This is a genomic window from Streptomyces sp. NPDC050704, from assembly GCF_040654355.1.
In the GTDB taxonomy this organism is placed as follows: Bacteria; Actinomycetota; Actinomycetes; order Streptomycetales; family Streptomycetaceae; genus Streptomyces.
Genome location: NZ_JBFAHW010000001.1, coordinates 34,500 through 51,161, shown reverse-complemented (window position 1 = coordinate 51,161; position 16,662 = coordinate 34,500). Strand labels below are relative to the sequence as shown.

The 16,662-nt window shown below is 71.7% G+C and carries 15 protein-coding genes; 9 read left to right on the top strand and 6 right to left on the bottom strand.

What is annotated here, in order from left to right:
- Positions 1 to 29: 29 nt before the first annotated feature.
- Positions 30 to 1,019 carry a malate dehydrogenase gene (locus AB0I18_RS00195; protein ID WP_363103052.1) on the bottom strand — a complete coding sequence of 330 codons (990 nt, stop codon included), beginning with the start codon at positions 1,017 to 1,019 and terminating at the stop codon, positions 30 to 32.
- Between the two features lie 995 nt (positions 1,020 to 2,014).
- Entirely contained in the window at positions 2,015 to 3,370 is a 1,356-nt protein-coding gene (locus AB0I18_RS00190) for an XRE family transcriptional regulator (RefSeq protein ID WP_363103051.1), read from the bottom strand.
- Positions 3,371 to 3,765: 395 nt separating this feature from the next.
- Between AB0I18_RS00190 and AB0I18_RS00185 the strand changes: the two genes are divergently transcribed.
- Positions 3,766 to 4,320, top strand: coding sequence for a peptidoglycan-binding domain-containing protein (locus tag AB0I18_RS00185; RefSeq protein WP_363103050.1), 555 nt, complete (start codon positions 3,766 to 3,768; stop codon positions 4,318 to 4,320).
- Between the two features lie 55 nt (positions 4,321 to 4,375).
- On the opposite strand, the gene AB0I18_RS00180 is transcribed toward AB0I18_RS00185, so the two are convergent.
- From AB0I18_RS00180 to AB0I18_RS00170, 3 genes are all read right to left on the bottom strand, one after another.
- Complete coding sequence (locus AB0I18_RS00180; protein WP_363103049.1) at positions 4,376 to 4,873, bottom strand: helix-turn-helix transcriptional regulator; 498 nt, start codon at positions 4,871 to 4,873, stop codon at positions 4,376 to 4,378.
- A 242-nt stretch (positions 4,874 to 5,115) separates the two neighbouring features.
- Positions 5,116 to 5,760 (bottom strand): DUF3017 domain-containing protein, encoded by a 645-nt coding sequence (locus tag AB0I18_RS00175; protein WP_363103190.1) that lies wholly within the window; start codon positions 5,758 to 5,760, stop codon positions 5,116 to 5,118.
- 118 nt (positions 5,761 to 5,878) lie between these two features.
- Positions 5,879 to 6,733, bottom strand: coding sequence for a bifunctional methylenetetrahydrofolate dehydrogenase/methenyltetrahydrofolate cyclohydrolase (locus AB0I18_RS00170; protein ID WP_363103048.1), 855 nt, complete (start codon positions 6,731 to 6,733; stop codon positions 5,879 to 5,881).
- A 248-nt stretch (positions 6,734 to 6,981) separates the two neighbouring features.
- Between AB0I18_RS00170 and AB0I18_RS00165 the strand changes: the two genes are divergently transcribed.
- The 8 genes from AB0I18_RS00165 to AB0I18_RS00130 all read left to right on the top strand — a co-directional run bounded on the left by AB0I18_RS00165 (position 6,982) and on the right by AB0I18_RS00130 (position 15,804).
- A complete protein-coding gene (locus AB0I18_RS00165) occupies positions 6,982 to 7,620 on the top strand; it encodes a hypothetical protein (RefSeq protein WP_363103047.1) in 639 nt (212 codons plus the stop codon).
- A gap of 138 nt (positions 7,621 to 7,758) precedes the next feature.
- Positions 7,759 to 8,517, top strand: a complete 759-nt coding sequence (locus tag AB0I18_RS00160) for an FHA domain-containing protein (RefSeq protein WP_363103046.1) — start codon at positions 7,759 to 7,761, stop codon at positions 8,515 to 8,517.
- Positions 8,514 to 10,097 (top strand): protein kinase, encoded by a 1,584-nt coding sequence (locus tag AB0I18_RS00155; protein WP_363103045.1) that lies wholly within the window; start codon positions 8,514 to 8,516, stop codon positions 10,095 to 10,097. The genes AB0I18_RS00160 and AB0I18_RS00155 overlap by 4 nt, the downstream gene beginning before the upstream one ends.
- 99 nt (positions 10,098 to 10,196) lie before the next feature.
- Positions 10,197 to 10,715 (top strand): hypothetical protein, encoded by a 519-nt coding sequence (locus AB0I18_RS00150; RefSeq protein WP_363103044.1) that lies wholly within the window; start codon positions 10,197 to 10,199, stop codon positions 10,713 to 10,715.
- Positions 10,716 to 10,960: 245 nt separating this feature from the next.
- Positions 10,961 to 11,719 carry an FHA domain-containing protein gene (locus AB0I18_RS00145; RefSeq protein ID WP_363103043.1) on the top strand — a complete coding sequence of 253 codons (759 nt, stop codon included), beginning with the start codon at positions 10,961 to 10,963 and terminating at the stop codon, positions 11,717 to 11,719.
- Positions 11,716 to 13,104, top strand: a complete 1,389-nt coding sequence (locus AB0I18_RS00140) for a serine/threonine-protein kinase (RefSeq protein ID WP_363103042.1) — start codon at positions 11,716 to 11,718, stop codon at positions 13,102 to 13,104. The genes AB0I18_RS00145 and AB0I18_RS00140 overlap by 4 nt, the downstream gene beginning before the upstream one ends.
- A gap of 215 nt (positions 13,105 to 13,319) precedes the next feature.
- Entirely contained in the window at positions 13,320 to 13,739 is a 420-nt protein-coding gene (locus AB0I18_RS00135; RefSeq protein WP_363103041.1) for a hypothetical protein, read from the top strand.
- Positions 13,740 to 13,956: 217 nt separating this feature from the next.
- On the top strand, positions 13,957 to 15,804 hold the full coding sequence (locus AB0I18_RS00130; RefSeq protein ID WP_363103040.1) for a serine/threonine-protein kinase: 1,848 nt from the start codon (positions 13,957 to 13,959) through the stop codon (positions 15,802 to 15,804).
- Positions 15,805 to 15,853: 49 nt separating this feature from the next.
- On the opposite strand, the gene AB0I18_RS00125 is transcribed toward AB0I18_RS00130, so the two are convergent.
- Positions 15,854 to 16,210 (bottom strand): hypothetical protein, encoded by a 357-nt coding sequence (locus AB0I18_RS00125; RefSeq protein WP_363103039.1) that lies wholly within the window; start codon positions 16,208 to 16,210, stop codon positions 15,854 to 15,856.
- Positions 16,211 to 16,662: the final 452 nt, after the last annotated feature.

Below are 16,662 nucleotides of genomic sequence, written 5' to 3'. Positions count from 1 at the left end.
AGACCGGCCCGGTCGAGCTGGGGGCCGCGCTAGATCAGGCCGAGACCGCGGACCGCCTCGCGCTCCTCCTCCAGCTCCTTCACCGACGCGTCGATGCGGGCGCGGGAGAACTCGTTGATGTCGAGGCCCTGGACGATCTCGTACGAGCCGTCCTTCGTGGTGACGGGGAAGGAGGAGATGAGGCCCTCCGGGACGCCGTACGAACCGTCCGACGGGATGCCCATGGAGGTCCAGTTGCCGTCCGCCGTGCCGTTGACCCAGGTGTACACGTGGTCGATGGCGGCGTTCGCGGCCGAGGCGGCCGAGGAGGCGCCGCGGGCCTCGATGATCGCCGCGCCGCGCTTGGCGACGGTCGGGATGAACTCCTCGGCCAGCCACTTCTCGTCGTTCACGGTCTCGGCGGCGTTCTTGCCGCCGACCGTGGCGTGGAAGATGTCGGGGTACTGGGTGGCGGAGTGGTTGCCCCAGATGGTGAGGCGCTTGATGTCCGCGACCGTCGAGCCGGTCTTCTTCGCGAGCTGCGTCAGCGCGCGGTTGTGGTCGAGGCGGGTCATCGCGGTGAAGCGCTCGGCCGGTACGTCCGGGGCGGCGGCCTGGGCGATCAGGGCGTTCGTGTTGGCCGGGTTGCCGACGACGAGGATCTTGACGTCGTCCGCGGCGTTGTCGTTGATCGCCTTGCCCTGGGGCTTGAAGATGCCGCCGTTGGCCTCCAGGAGGTCACCGCGCTCCATGCCCTTGGTGCGGGGGCGGGCGCCGACGAGCAGACCGACGTTCGTGCCGGCGAAGGCGACGTTCGGGTCGTCGGTGATGTCGATCCCGGCCAGGAGCGGGAAGGCGCAGTCGTCGAGCTCCATGGCGGTGCCCTCGGCGGCCTTCAGCGCCGGCGTGATCTCCAGGAGGCGCAGTTTGACCGGCACGTCCGCGCCGAGCAGCTGGCCGGAGGCGATGCGGAAGAGCAGGGCGTAACCGATCTGGCCGGCCGCGCCGGTGACGGTGACGTTCACGGGAGTGCGGGTCATGGCGTTCTCCGTATGACAGCTGACGGTGGGGCGTCCCTGCCCCGGGGTACGGGATTTCCGTTGCCGCGACGATGATCGATCACCGGTACCGATGATCGATCTCTCGGCGTCAAGAGAGATCCAGCGGTCAGGCTATCGCGCATCCGGGATCCCGGACGGCCGGGTCCGATGTGGCCCACCCCACAGACCCGGGTACCTCGCTCCGCAGGGCTCTTCCCGTGCCACGGGGTGGCGGCCGCCGGTCCGGGAGAGGGGGACGGCGGCCGCCGGGTGGGGGTGCCGGGGGCCGGGAGGGGGTGTGACTCCTCCCGGACGGCGCCGGACTCCCGTGGGGGTACTTTCCGCCTGCCCCGGAGCGCGAAAGGCATTCCCCCTGTACGGCGATTAGTTGCCCGAGCGGTCCCGGGACCCGGTCCGGACGGTGCGGAGCGCCTGGCCGGCGGGGCGAGCGGGCCGAAGACGCCGGGCACCCGCCATGAAAACCCCCGACACCCGCCGGGCCATGGCCGGTGCCCGCCGGAGTCAAGGCTGACGCCCACCAGAGCCGGACTGGCGCCCGCCGGGCCCGCGACCGGGTCCCCGCCCGACACAGGACCGGACGCCCCCCGGCCCGGGCCGAGTCCCCGCCCGGCCCAAGACCCGGTCCCCGCCCGGCCCGGAGCCGAGTCCCCGCCCGACACACGACCGGACGCCCCCCGGCCCGGGCCGAGTCCCCGCCCGACCCAAGACCCGGTCCCCGCCCGGCCCAAGACCGGACGCCTGCCCGGCACGAGACCGGAAGTCCATCAGCCCCGAACCCTGTCCCCGCCGGAGGCAGGACCAGGAACCCGCCCGGCACAGGACCGGGTACCCCCGGAGACAAGACCGGGCGCCCGGCTCGAATGGAGCCGGGCGCCCGTTTCACGCGGGGTCGGGCGCCCGGCTCAGTCGGCTCGGGCGTCCGTACGGATCGGGTGCCCAGGCTGGCGCGGGCAGCCAATCCGTATCAGCGGTGGCTACTGCGTGCAGCCCTCCTGCCCCGACTTCAGCGTGGCGCAGGCAGTGGCTTCGCCGGCGTCCTTCACGGCCACCATGGGGGTGTACGCGGTGGTGTCGCCGGCCGTCGAGACCGAACCGGTCTGCTTGGCCTTGCCGCCGCCCACGCTCACCTCGACCTCGTCACCCTGCGCGGCCTGCGTGATGCGGGCCCAGGCGGCGCCGCAGGTCTTGCTGTAGCGGACCTCGACGAGGGTCGTGCCGACGGTGACGCTGGTCGCGGTGTTCGCCAGGTCGCCGCTGCAGCCCATGGTCTCCGCGTCCTTGCCGACGCAGTCCGCACCGGCGCACTCCACGCCCTCCGGCAGGTCGGTGTTCGCGTCGGCCGAGGTCGCCGGCGTCTTGGGCGGCGTCTCGGCCTGCGAGTCGCCGCCGGAGCTGGTGAGGAACACGGCCGCGGCTATCACCACGAGCGCGCCCACCACACCGGCGAGGAACATCGTGAACCGCCGCTTCCGCAGCTGCCCGTCGGGCGAACCGCCGTGCTGCGGCGGCCGCGCGTCCTGGGGCGGACCCCCGGCCGAGCCGGACAGACCGGACGGTCCGAACGAACCCGCCGGGCCGGAGCCCGAAGAGCCGCCCGAGCCTGACGCCCCCGAATATCCGGACGCACCCGCACCCGCACCGGTGCCGGGACCGACACCCGCAGCCCCGGACACCCCGGACAACCCGGAGCCGCCGGACGCCGCGGACGGCCCCGAGGGCGTGGCGACAGCGCCCCATCCCCCACCGCCTCCGGCGCGCGAACCCGCGCCGCGGCCGGCGCCAGGACCGGCGCCAGAGCCGTTACCGGCCCCGGCACCCGCCCCGGACGAGGCACCGCCCGGTGTACCGCTCCCGTACGGCCTGCGCTCCTCCCCCGGCGCCGGACTCTGCGGCGGCACCGTGGGTGCCACCCCGGCCGGCCCCGCGACGCCGGGCTTGGGAGCCGCCTTCGCACTGCCCCCCGCACCCGCCTGCTTCCCGTTCCGTCCCCCCTTGGCAGGTGTCGGCCCGAACTCCCCGAGCGCGGCACGCGCCTGGGAGATCTGGATCGCCTGCATGGTCATGTCGTGGCGCATCTCCGAGCGGCTCCATGCCCGCTCGGCCAGCTCCCACATCGTTGTCAGATGGACGGGATTTGTCCCGGTCACCTCGGCCAGTGCCACGATCGCGCCCTTCGGCGCGAGCAGCCGGCCGTTCAGATACCGCTCCCAGGACGTCTTGCTGTAACCGGTGCGGTCGGCCACAGCGGCGATGCTCAGTCCGCTGCGGTCGACAAGCCGACGCAGCTGACTGGCGAACTCCCTGACCTGCGGATCGAGTTCATCCGGCAAGGCCCTCCAACGAGGCATTGCTACCCCCCTCTTCCCCCCGTACGTGCTGACTTTCCCCGCGCGTAACGCCCTCTGCCGAGTCCCCGTTCTGGCTACCCATAGGGATGCGCCCAGTAAGGATCTCAGTTCCCGGGGTGGGGGCGCACGGGAGCAGTCGGGCCTGTGGGCATGCACCGTTGCACGCCCGCTGGTCTGCGGTCCAGTGTCCCACCGACTTCCCTCCCGGTCGGCAGCATCCCCTGGCCAGCGCACGGGACGTCCCGGAGCGTCCCGATTGCACACGTTAACCCTGGTGTCGCGGGTGATCGACGTAAATCCTCGAACTTGTCAACACATCGACACGTCAGGAACACATGTACGACCTCGTGCGTCACTCGCGTCTTCAGGGGGATCACATGCACACCAGGGGCAGGCCGAACCGCCGACTGCTCTCCGCCGTCACCGTGACGGCCACCGCGGGACTCGCCTTCGGGATGAGCACTCCGCTCACCGCGTCCGCCGCGGGTCCGCACGTCGTCGACGGACGCGGTGCCGCGTACAACGACTGGGGCGACGAGGGCACTCTCTCCGTCAGGAGGCACGCGGAGAGCAACGCGACGCGGCTGTGGCAGACCATCCTGTACGCGGACGGCGCCAAGTGGCGGGACGGCAACGGCAGGCGGCACACCTTCACCAAGTACGACATCGACGGCTCGTTCGGCTGGAAGACCAGGGCGGCCACCAAGTGGTGGCAGGAGAGCCAGGACGACGACGAGCTGGAGAACGTCGACGGCATCGTCGACGGGGAGACGTTCGGCCTCGCCGACGACGCCCTGGACGGCCCGTACCGCAACGGAAACGTGACATACAGCGGGTATCGGTACGACGTCACCTTCAAGCGACTGGACGGGAAGTACTACGTCAAGATCGACAGGCGGTGGAGGGTCGCGGCGTACAACTGGAGCGGCTGAGCTCCCGCACGCGACGGACCGGGGCCTCACTCAAGAGGGTGATCACGACAGGTGATCACGACAGGGTGCCGGCCCCGATCACCGCGATCAGCAGCAGGGCGAGGACGAGCAGAGCGAGCATCAGGGCGTAGAGCAGCAGGCGCGGTGTGGAGGTCCGGGCGGGGCTGCCCCGAGCGTGCTCCGGCGCACTCTCCGGCGCCGCGTCCCTCTCCGGTTCCTTCGTCCCGCTCGCGCCCGTGACGGCGGGCGCCCACGCGGGAGCCGGCACCGGATCCGGAGCCGCCGTACGCGGCCACACCCGCACCGCCAGCTCCCAGCGCACGCCGAACCGCTCGGCGTCCACCCCCGCGACCCGGCACAGGGCGACGACGGCCTGCCGGGGCGGGGGCTGGCTCGCGTTGAGATACCGCTGCCAGGAGGACTTGCTGTACGCGGTGCGCGCGCCCAGGGCGACCAGGCTGAGCCCCGTGCGGTCCTTGAGCAGCCGCAGCTGCTCGACGAAATGCCGTACCTCCGGCGGAAGATCCGCAGGCAGCGGCTGCCAGGCGCCCATCGCTGCCCTCCTCGCGTCACCCGCTGTGCCGGGTGACGGTGGCGAGCTGCGGATTGGTTCCCGCCGGATACGTGGCGGACGGGCGCGTACGAGGTATCGGAACTGTCACCTCCGTGCCACAGCGAACTGACAGCTGTTGAACCACCGTTGGCACGTCCATGACCCTTGGTGTCAGGCGGCGCCCGTCCTCGCTCGGGGGAGTGGACGGGCGCTGCTCTCGGCCGGGTCGGTCCAGGCCGGTCCTACGTCCTGATCGTGAAGTGCAGGGTGTCGTCCAGGAACGGGATCACCAGCCACGGCTGGGGCTGCGCCATCATCGCGAGCAGCACGATGGTGACACCCAGGACGCCGTACGTGACGAGGTCCGTGAACCGGGAGCGGACGGCGAGCATGCCGACGTCGGGCAGCATCCAGCGCATGGCGCCGCCCGCGAGCAGCGCGGCACCGATCAGCAGGGTGCCGACCCGGAAGACGTCGAGCGCGGTCAGCAGCAGACCGAGTCCGACGGTCGCCGTGACGGTGAGGATCGGCCACTGCCGGGCGGGCGCGGGGGCGTCCCGGGCAGCCGCCCGGCCGCCTCCCTCGGGACGCGCGGTGTCCCGTGTGAAGAGCGGAAAACGCCGGGTGACGCGCCGGGCCCGTCCATCGGGCCCGATCGCGCTGACGGCGTCCTCAGCGGTGGGTTCGCCGTCCTGCGCCGCGAGGGCCTCGGCCTCACGTCCGCCGTCCTGTGCCGCGTCGGCCGCCGGTTCGCCGTCCTGTGCCTGGCGGGCGGCGGCGGGCGCGGTGGGCTCGGCGTCCGGCGAGGCGGCGGCAGTGGGTGCGCCGCCGTCCTGGGACCGCTCCTCGGCGCGCGGCTCGGTGCCGGACGGCTTCGGGGCCCGCACGGGCGTCCCGTTCAGCTCCGCCCCCTCCACACTCTGAGCGCCCGCGGCGCCCTGAGCGCCCTGCGGCTTCGTACCGCGCTCCGGTACGTCCCGTTCGGCCGGTGTGCCCGGCCCGTCCTCAGCCGGCACTGCGTTCCGCCGCCTCGACCACGTTGACGAGGAGCTGGGCGCGGGTCATCGGGCCCACCCCGCCGGGGTTCGGGGAGATCCACGCGGCGACCTCGGCCACGCCCGGGTGGACGTCGCCCACGATCTTGCCCTCGGCGCTGCGCGAGACACCGACGTCGAGGACGGCGGCTCCCGGCTTGACGTCCTCGGGGCGGATCAGGTGCGCGGAGCCGGCCGCGGCGACGATGATGTCGGCGCGCTTCAGGTGGGCGGACAGGTCGCGCGTGCCGGTGTGGCACTGCGTCACGGTCGCGTTCTCGGAGCGGCGGGTGAGCAGCAGCGGCATCGAGCGGCCGATGGTCACGCCACGGCCGACGACCACCACCTCGGCGCCCTTGATCTCCACACCGTACTGGCGCAGCAGGGTCAGGACGCCGTTGGGGGTGCAGGGCAGCGGGGCCGGCTCGTTCAGGACGAGGCGCCCGAGGTTCATCGGGTGCAGGCCGTCCGCGTCCTTGTCCGGGTCCATCAGCTCCAGGACGCGGTTCTCGTCGATGCCCTTGGGGAGCGGCAGCTGGACGATGTAGCCGGTGCAGGCCGGGTCCTCGTTGAGCTCGCGGACGACCGCCTCGATCTCCTCCTGCGTGGCGGTCGCGGGCAGTTCGCGCTGGATGGAAGCGATGCCCACCTGCGCGCAGTCGCGGTGCTTGCCCGCGACGTACTTCTGGCTGCCGGGGTCCTCGCCCACCAGGACGGTACCGAGGCCGGGCGTGATGCCCTTCTCCCTCAGGGCCGCCACGCGGACGGTCAGATCGGACTTGATCGCGGCTGCGGTGGCCTTGCCATCGAGAATCTGGGCGGTCATGTGCCCATCCTCGCGGATGACCGGGCCCGGGTTCCAATCCGGCCCCCTGCGGCCGACGTCCCTGACCGGTGGGGTTGCACTTGCACAACACACTCGGTATCCGGCTGGACAAAGAAGTGACGCCTTGAGGACGATGAGCGGCACAGTGCCGCGGACAGTACCGGGGGGACGAACCGCATCTGTAGAACCTTCCTCCGCGATGTGCCGCGTCGTCCCCGCACTTGACGCCACAACGGAGGAAAGACGCCATGAGTTTTGGCGACCCGAACAACCCCTACGGGCAGCCGCAGGGCCAGCAGCCCGGCTATCAGCAGCCCGGTTACCCGCCCCAGCCTCCCCAGGGCCAGCCCGTCTACGGCTACCCGCAGGGCGTCCCGCCGCAGCAGCCCGGCTACGGCTACCCGCAGCAGCAGGCGTACCCCGGTTACCCCGGCCACCCGGGCGGCAACCAGCTGCCCATGGAGATGCCGGGTCTGATGAAGACCTCGCGCGTCCTGCTGTTCATCCTGTCCGGCTTCCAGATCCTGTTCGGGGTCATCGCCGGCATCGCCTTCGGCGCGGCACAGGACGTGTCGAACGGCGTCGGCAGCGGTGACGACACCGACATGCTCGCCGGACTCGGCTTCCTGCTCGCCGCGCTCATGGTGGGGATGGGCGCCCTCTCCATCTTCCTGGGCGTCAAGTTCAGGACCGGCGGCAGCGGCATCCGCATCACCACGATCGTGTACGCGGGGCTGATGATCCTCGGCGGCCTCGTCAACACGGTCAGCGGTCAGGGCGGCTCGGTCACCTTCGGCGGGCTCATCTCACTCGCCATGGCCGGCATCATCCTCGCCTCGATGGTGAACGGCGCCGCCTCCGCGTGGTTCAACCGCCCGCGTTACTGAGTCCCGGAACGGCAAGTTCACGCCATTCCCGCCTGGGGCCGTGTTTCCCCTCGTCCAGGGGAACACGGCCCTGCCGCATCGCCCTACCCTGATCCCGTAGCTGGGCACAGGACGGGGAGCGGGACGGGGAGAACGGCCTTGTACAGCATCATCGTGGTACCTCCGCCGACCACGGAGGACGAGCACAACGACCGGCACACCGACCCCCAGATCCGGCTCGCGCCCGGCGAGCGTCTCGCCTTCGGCCGCTCCGAGGCGGACAACGGGCTTGCGATCGCACACGAGGGCGTCTCCCGGAAGGCCGGGGAGATCACCGCGCACGGCGCCTTCTGGATACTGAGCAACCTCTCGGCACGTCAGACGTACGTCGTGGAGAACCCGGAGGGCGCGGGCGAGCACATCAAGGTCGGACCGGGCCGCCTGGACGCGCCGGTGCCCTTCGAGTTCTCCCGGATCGTCCTCCCGGCGGCGGGCGACCTGCTGCCCATCGAGGTGTGGGCGCCCCGCCACGACTACCTGCGCTCCCCCGGCGGACTCGACGGCGCCACCACCACGCCCGCGTTCTCCGTCGACCGCACGAAGCGGTACTTCGCGGTCCTGGCCGCCCTGTGCGAGTCCCGCCTGCGCGGCGAACCGCACGCCGCGCTGCCCACCGTCGACCAGGTGGTGGAGCGGCTGCGCCCCAACTGGCCTGCCGCGTCCCGGACCTCGGTCCAGTGGAACATCGACTACCTCGCCGTGAAGCTGCGCCTCAAGCCGAGCCCCGAGCTGGCGGACACCGGCCCGCGGCTCAACGGCAAGAAGGAGTCGCTGGTGTCCCTGGCGCTCCGCTTCGATCTCGTACGGGAGGACGACCTGGTCGTCCTGACGGCGCCGGCGAGCCGGGCGGCGCGGTGACGGAGGGGTACGCGGTCTCGGTGCCCAAGGGGTACCGGGTGGGGTCCTGGGAGGTGCGGGACCCGATCGCCACGGGCGCGTTCGGGAGCGTGTACGAAGCCCGTCGCACGCAACCGCGGGAGGGCGCGGCGGAGTTCCCGAAGCACGCCGCGCTGAAGTTCCTGCCCACCGGCACGGGCACCCCCCGCCAGCTGGCCCATCTGCGCGAACTCGCCGAGCGCGAGGTCCGGTTGCACCGCCGGCTCAGGCGCCCGCGGCTCATCCGCATGTACGAGACCCTCACGGTGGACGACCCGGACCAACCCGGCCTCGACGGCGCCACCGTCCTCGTACTGGAGAAGGCGGCAGGCTCGCTGGCCGCACTCCTGAGCCGGACTCCGCGCCCGCCGCACGGGCCCGCCCTGCTGGCGCAGATCTGCGAGGGACTGGCCCAGCTGCACCGGGCGGGCTGGGTGCACGGCGACCTCAAACCCGCCAACGTCCTGCTGATGGAGGACGGCTCCGCCCGCCTCGCCGACTTCAACATGGCCGCCGAACTGGAGGGCACCCACGCCTACACGCCCGCCTTCTCCACCCCCGACTACACGCCACCCGAACTCCTCTGGTCCGACATCGGCGAGCGCGGCCGGCAGATCAGGCCCTCCGCCGACATCTGGGCCTTCGGCGTCCTCGCCCACCTCGTCCTCACGGACACGTTCCCGCTGCCAGGCGGCACGCCCTCGGCCCGCCGGGACGCGGCGGTGCGTTACGCGCGCGGCACCGACGAGCTGCGGCTGTCCCCCGAACTCCCGGACGGCTGGCGGGAGATCGTGCGGGGGTGTCTGGCCCGTACCCACACGGAACGGATCTCCGGTGAGGCCCTGCTGCGGCAGGTGGAGGCGGCGGCCGACACCGGCCGGTCCCCCCGCGTGCTCCGCCTGTTCCCCCGGCGCAGACGCCGCTCGGCGGTGATCCTGGGCGCCGCGGCCGCCACCGTCGCCGTCACGGCCCTCGGCTACGGCATCAGCGGCTGGGCGGGCGGCGCTCCGGACGACGGCAAGGACGGCAAGGACGGCGGGAGCACCGCCGGGACCGGGAAGGTCGTCCAGGCCACGTACGGCGCCGGCGAACTCCGTACCGGCAAGGGCGTCCCGGCCGCCTACCGGCCGCTGATCGTCGACTCCGCGCACGACTGCGTACAGGAGGACGTCACGCCGGCTCTCCTCGCCGCCATGCTGAAGGTGGAGAGCGACTTCGACCCGGCCCTGTCCGACCCCGCCCTGGACGAGTACGGCATCGCCCGCTGGACCCCGCGCGTGCTGCGTTTCTGGATCCGTTCCGACGGCACCACCCCCGAGGCGATCCCCAAGCCCCCCTTCACGCCCGCCGAGTCGATCCCGGCCATGAGCCGGTACCTGTGCTGGGTCGCACCCCGCCTGGACTCCGGACTGGGCGGCGACCGCCGGGTGCTGATCGCGGCCGCGTACCGGACGTCGTACGAGAAAGTGAACGACGCGGGCGGCGTTCCCCCGCAGTACCGCGACTACGCCGACCGCGTCGCCCACTACCTCAAGGAGTACACGCCACCGGGGAGGAAGTGACCCTGTGAGTTCACAGGTACCGGCGGTCCCGGGCCCCTGGGACGGTGAGACCACTCCGCCGTAGCGGGGTGACCACCGAGTGTTCATGGGGGAACGACAGTGAACATCAAGAAGCCCGTCGCACTGCTCTTCGCGGCGACCGCCGTCCTGGCCGGGTCGACGGTCGCGGCCTCCGCCGCACCCGCCCAGCCCGACTTCCGGGCCCAGGCGCTGGCCTCCGGACTCTCCGCGTCCCAGGCGACCGAGCTCCAGCAGCGCGTCGACAAGGTCCTCGCCGGGCAGCCCGGGGGCCGGCAGGTCTCCGCCACCGAGGTCAAGTACGACGGCCTCGACGTCACCGTGCTCCCCGACGGCGCGAAGAACAGCACCAGGGCCGCCGCCCTCAACTGTTCCTACGGCTACCTGTGCATGAACGTCCGCGGCACCATCTTCAACTACTACAAGTGCCAGACGTGGACCGTCTCCAACTGGTGGGGCGACGGCGACTTCGTCAACAACCAGACACCCGGCACGGTCGCCCGCTTCTACAACAAGGACGGCAGCGAGCGGTGGAACTCGACGGCCTACCAGGCGGGGCGCGCCACCTGGGACCCGATCTACTCGCTGCGGCCTTGCTGAGCAGGCCTCGCCGAGCACGCCCCTGAGTCGAGGGGCGATGCCGGGACGGCCCTGACCTCCACGGGGGAGGGGTCGGGGCCGCCCCGGATCTTCGGTGATTTTCCGGCGAACATATGGTGAAGCAACTAGACGGACTTCATGGTGGTCTCAGCCACCGGGCCGCGCCCCGTCGCGCCGACGGGACAAGCCCCCGGTAACTCCTCTTACCCTGACTCTCATCAGGTCAGGAGGAGGGGGACGACTCCATGTACAGCGTCATCGTCGTGCCACCGCACCCGCGGAGCCGCAGCCGTGCCGTCGAATCAAGCGACCAGATCAGACTCTCGGCGGGCGAGAAGCTCGTCTTCGGCAGAACCGCGCCGGAGGGCGGTCTGACGATCGCCCACGACGGGGTGTCCCGGGTCGCCGGTGAGATCACCGCCCACCGCGCCTTCTGGATCCTGAGCAACCTCAGCCAGGACCAGACCTATGTGGTGGAGAATCCGGAGGGCGCGGGCGAACACATCAAGGTCGCGCCGGGCCGCCTGGACGCACCCGTGTCCTTCGAGTTCTCCCGCGTGGTGCTGCCCGCCGCGGGTGAACTGCTCAGCTTCGACGTGTGGGCACCCCGCCACACCTACCGCAGCGCCGACGGTCCCGGCCTCTCCGGCGCCACCACGGCCCAGGCATTCGCTCTCGACCGTGCCAAGCGCTACTTCGCCGTCCTGACCGCCCTGTGCGAGCCCCGGCTGCGCGGCGAACCGCACGCGCCGCTCCCCACCGTCGACCAGCTCGTGGAACGCCTGCGGCCCACCTGGCCCGCCGCGAACCGCTCCTCCGTGTACTGGAACATCGACTACCTGACGGTGAAGCTGCGGCTGCGCCCCGACCCGGACACCGCCGAATCCGGTCAGCGCCTCAACGGCAAGAAGGAGACCCTGGTCTCCCTCGCCCTCCGCTTCGACCTCGTACGCGAGGCCGATCTCGTCGCGCTCACCCCCGCCCCGAGCGGGTTCCCCCGGTGAACGGGCGCGATTTCGCCGTCCGCGTGCCGAAGGGCTACCGCGTCGGCTCCTGGGAGGTACGGGAACCCCTCGCGTCCGGCGCGTTCGGCAGCGTCTACGCGGCCAGGAACACCGGGCACGGCACGGCCCAGCCGGACCACGCAGGCCACACGGGCTACGCGGACCACGGTGAACTGCCGCAGACAGCCGCGCTGAAGTTCCTGCCGACCGGCACCCGCACCCCGCGCCAACTGCACCACCTGCGCGAACTCGCCGAGCGCGAAGTCGACCTGCTGCGCCGGCTGCAATCGCCACGGCTGATCCGGATGTACGAGGCCCTGACGGTCGACGACCCGGACCACCCCGAACTCGACGGCGCCACCGTCCTCGTACTGGAACGGGCCGAAGGCTCCCTGGACACCCTGCTGGCCCGCTCACCGAAACCGGAGTCCGGCCCCGCGCTGCTCGCCCAGGTCTGCGAGGGGCTTGCCCAGCTGCACCACGCGGGCTGGGTACACGCCGACCTCAAACCGGCCAACGTCCTCCTGCTCAAGGACGGTTCGGTCCGCCTCGCCGACTTCAACCTGGCCGCGGAACTCGAAGGCACCCATGCCTACTCCCCGGCCTTCTCCACCCCCGACTACACCCCGCCCGAACTCCTCTGGGCCGAGATCGACGAACGCGGCCAGCGGATCCGCCCCACCGCCGACCTCTGGGCCTTCGGCGTCCTCGCCCACCTCGTCCTGACCGGCTCCCTGCCCCTGCCCGGCGGCACGGCCGAGGCCCGTCGCGACGCCGCGGTCCGGTACGCGCGCGGCGCCGAGGAACTGCGCCTGTCCCCCGAACTCCCCGATCCCTGGCGGGAGATCATCACCGACTGCCTCGCCCGCACCCACGAGGAACGCGCCGCCCTCGCCGCCGACATGACCGCGCTCCTGCGCCGGGTGGAACAGACCGCCGGGGCCGACCGCTCACCCCGCCTGCCCCGGCTGCGGCCCCGCCGCCGACCGCACCCCGCGGTCCTGGCGGCCGTGTTCACGGCGTTGGTCCTGGGCGCGGCGACGGCGACGACGTACGCCCTGCGGGACTCGGACCCGGCGACCGCGGCGCCGCCGACCTGCGAGAAGCCCGTCCTGCACAAGGACAGCACCCACGGCACGTGGTACCACGCGGGCAAGAGCGGCACGTGGGACTTCACCGTCAAACAGGGCGACGGGGGCAGCCAGGTCGAAGAGCTGCAGTGCCTGCTCAAATACCGCCACGGCATCACCGCAGTCGGAGAGACGGACGGCGACTTCGGGCCCCTGACCCACGCGGCCGTCCTGACCTTCCAGAAACGGGCCGGACTGGACACGGACGGAACGGTCGGGCCGAAGACATGGCGGGCGCTGCGCGCCACGGAATGAGTCGCGGACGGGGAACGGCACCTGCGGTTCCGCACCGCATACCTGAAACATTTCAGGTACCGCTCGCCGCACGGCCTCCGCACAGTGAGACCTGACACGAACGACCCACGGGGAACGAGACACCACAACCGCAGCACGTCATTCCGCATGCCTTGACGCCACAGCTGCGGCCTTCGTGCTGAAACTCCCCACATCGACCCGTAGGAGAACGGCATATGAGGACGACGGCGAAGCGACTTACGGCGGTCGCGGGTGGACTGGTCCTGGCAGCCGGCGCGCTCACGGTCGGCACCGCGTCGACCGCGGCGGCCGCGACCTGCAAGGGGGGCGCGGTCAGCAAGACCTTCAACATGGGATCGGACCAGTCCGAGCACCGCTTCGGCCCCTACACCACCACCTCACGGTGCAACGACATCAACCTGAGGTTCACCACCTGGGGCAACGCCGGCATGCTGGCGGTGCGGGTGTGCTTCCACCCGTCCTCCGGCGGCACGACCTGCAACAGCTGGAAGGAGTTCTACAAGTCGGACCTGGACGAGTGGCGTGTGATCGCCAGTGACGTCAGGGACGGCACCAGGTACAGCGTCTCCATGGACTACGCCACCAACACGTTCAAGGCCGACCTCGCCCACTGAATCAGCATGGCACCGCTGTAGGGGTACGCGGCACCGAGCGGAGGCGAGTACTCGCCTCCGCTTGCCCGGTCGCGAGGCAACAACTCGACGCAGAGCCGCCGTTGGCCCGAGACGGCGGCGGGACACACGGGACCCGCGATAGCCTCGTGCCGACTGGGGTGGCGGAACAGCGACTTGTGAAAGAACGGCTGCGGCAGAGCAGCCCATCGGGGGATCCATGTCAGACCAGCGGCCCACGCCGTCGCCGTACTCTCCGGCGTCCGGCGACGCCGCGCTGGAGCAGGCCGGGGCGACCCGGCTGAAGTCCACGGATCCGGCGCACATCGGACCGTACGCACCGCTCGGGCTGCTCGGCAGCGGCGGGATGGGCCGGGTCTATCTGGCTCGGCCCGCCGACGACGCCCCGGGGCTCGCCGCGGTGAAGGTGATCCGGCCCGAGTACGCCGAGGACGCCGAGTTCCGGCGGCGGTTCGAGCGCGAGGCGTCCGTGCACGCCCAGGTGCGTACGCCGCACGCGCCTCGACTGCTGGGCACCGGGTTCCAGGACGATTTGCTGTGGATGGCCACGCAGTACGTGCCCGGCCTCAACCTCGCGGAGGCCACCCGTGAGTGCGGCGGGCTCGAACCGGCGGGCGTGTGGCGGCTGGTGGGCGAACTCGGGCAGGCCCTGTCGGCACTGGCCGCCGCCGGAATCGTGCACCGCGACCTCAAGCCGTCCAACGTGATCCTGTCCCTGCAGGGCGCGCACGTGATCGACTTCGGCATCTCGCAGGCCGCCGACAGCAGCGCGATCACCACCACCGGCAACCGGGTCGGCACCCCCGCCTTCATGTCCCCCGAATACCTCCGGGAGGGCGAGTGCGACACCGCCTCCGACGTGTTCTCGCTCGCGAGCACACTCGTCTACGCGGCCACGGCGCGCGCCCCGTTCGGCGACGGCACCGGTGTCGACGTCATGCACCGGGTCGCCTTCGAGGAGCCGAAACCCGAGATCATGGACGAGCTCGCGGAGGCGGATCCCCCGCTGGCCGCGCTGCTCCTCGCCTGCCTGTCCAAGGACCCGGCCGGGCGGCCCACGCCACGCCAGCTGATCGACGCGGCCGAGGCACACGCCCGTACCCGTGCGTCGCGTGTGCCGTCGTGGCAGGAACCCCTCAACTCCCGTCTGGTCACCCGGAGTCAGGCCCACGAAGTGCTGGGGCACGCCTCCACCGAGCAGACGGGCCACTTCCGCACGCCCACCCAGCGCGTGGCGTCCCCCGTCCCGGGCCCCGGCTTCGGACCCCCGACGCCACCGAACTCGTACGGTCCCCCGACGCCACCGAACTCGTACGGCCCGCCGACACCGCCGGGCGGTCAGGGCGGCCAGGGCGGCCAGTACAATCCGCCCGCCAGGCGCGGCAGGCGGAAGCCGTACCTGGTCGTCGCCGCGGTGCTCGCCGTGTGCGCCGTCGCCGTGAGCGCCTTTCTGCTCACCCGACCGGACTCGGCCGGCACCGCGTCCCCCGCACCGACCACCGAAGCCACCGCCTCCCAGCAGGAGAAGGAAGGGACGGAGACCTCGCCGTCACCCAGCTCCTCCCGCTCGGCCTCTCCCTCCACTTCCCCCGAGAAGGGGAAGCAGAAGGAGAAGGAGGACAAGGACGGGGGAAGCGATGACGATGCCTCCGGAGCCGGAGCCGCCGGCGGCCAGGGCGGTGGGCAGGCCTCGCCCACCCAGGCGGAGACCACCGCGGCCGGCGGCAACGGCGGGGGCGGTGGCAACGGCGGCAGCACCCCGGCCCCGACCAGGACCGCCACCAAGCCGGCCGCTCCCCCGTGGATCTCCCAGTGCACGTACTACTCCGGCACCCAGCTCACGCAGGCCGGCGACAAGGGCCAGCGCGTCGTACAGGTGCAGTGCATGCTGTCCAAGCGCGGGTACAGCGTCGGCGGCGCGGGCGTGGACGGCCAGTTCGGCGCGGACACCGTGTCGGCGGTCAGGCTCTTCCAGAGCGACAAGGGGCTGGAAGTCGACGGGCAGGTGGGCCCCAACACCTGGGGAGCGCTGCGCAGTTCGGCCTGAACTCGCCTCGCGGCACAATGACAGCGGCCCGCCGTCCGAGCTCACCGGTTCACAGCAGGCAGAAGCCGCTCTTCGACGGCTCCACGGTGTTCACCTGGCTGACCCCGGTCTGTGTCCGGCCGGGTCCGAGCGGGTAGTTCAGGTTGCCGCCCACGCAGTACGCCACGCTCGTGGCGTTGGTGACTTCCGTGACCGTCAGCGCGGGAGAGAACTTGGCCGTGTCCCCCTCCTTCACCAGCACCGGCTGGCCGCTACCGAACTGGGGCAGGAGACACACGTACCCCTTGGGGCAGGCGACGGCTTCCGCGCCCGCCTCGGCCGCGGCGGCACTCCCGACAGCACCCGTACCGAGTGCGACGGCCAACACCGCGACGACGGCGGCGAATCGACGTGATCTGCTCCGCATGACTGAACCTCCAAGGGCCGGTTGAGAGAGCCGACAGGCGGCACACCCTTCCAGCGGAGGGAGGGACTCTGTACCCGGGTATGCGCCATTCCGCCGCGCCCGGGTTCGGGGCGAACTCGCGGGTACGCACGTGAGGTCAGCGGGAGGTCCGGGTCGTGGCCGTAGGACGGACGCCCCCGCTCTGTCCGACGACGGCGCGTTCGCCGCGCCCAAGGGGCTCTGGTTCGGCGCGGACGGAACGCTGTGGGTCTCCACCGGCGTTTCCGGCCATGCTCTGAACGGTCCGTCCGCCACCCACCGGGCGACCGGGAACAACGCCCTGCTCCTCGACCCTGCAAAGTTCCAGGTACCGCTCGCCCCGGATCCACGCCACCATCCCCAGGTGTCGCCACAGGGTCGGATGCCCCGTTCACCCCGGCCTGCCGCCCCAACGCCTGGAGTGCTTCACTCAG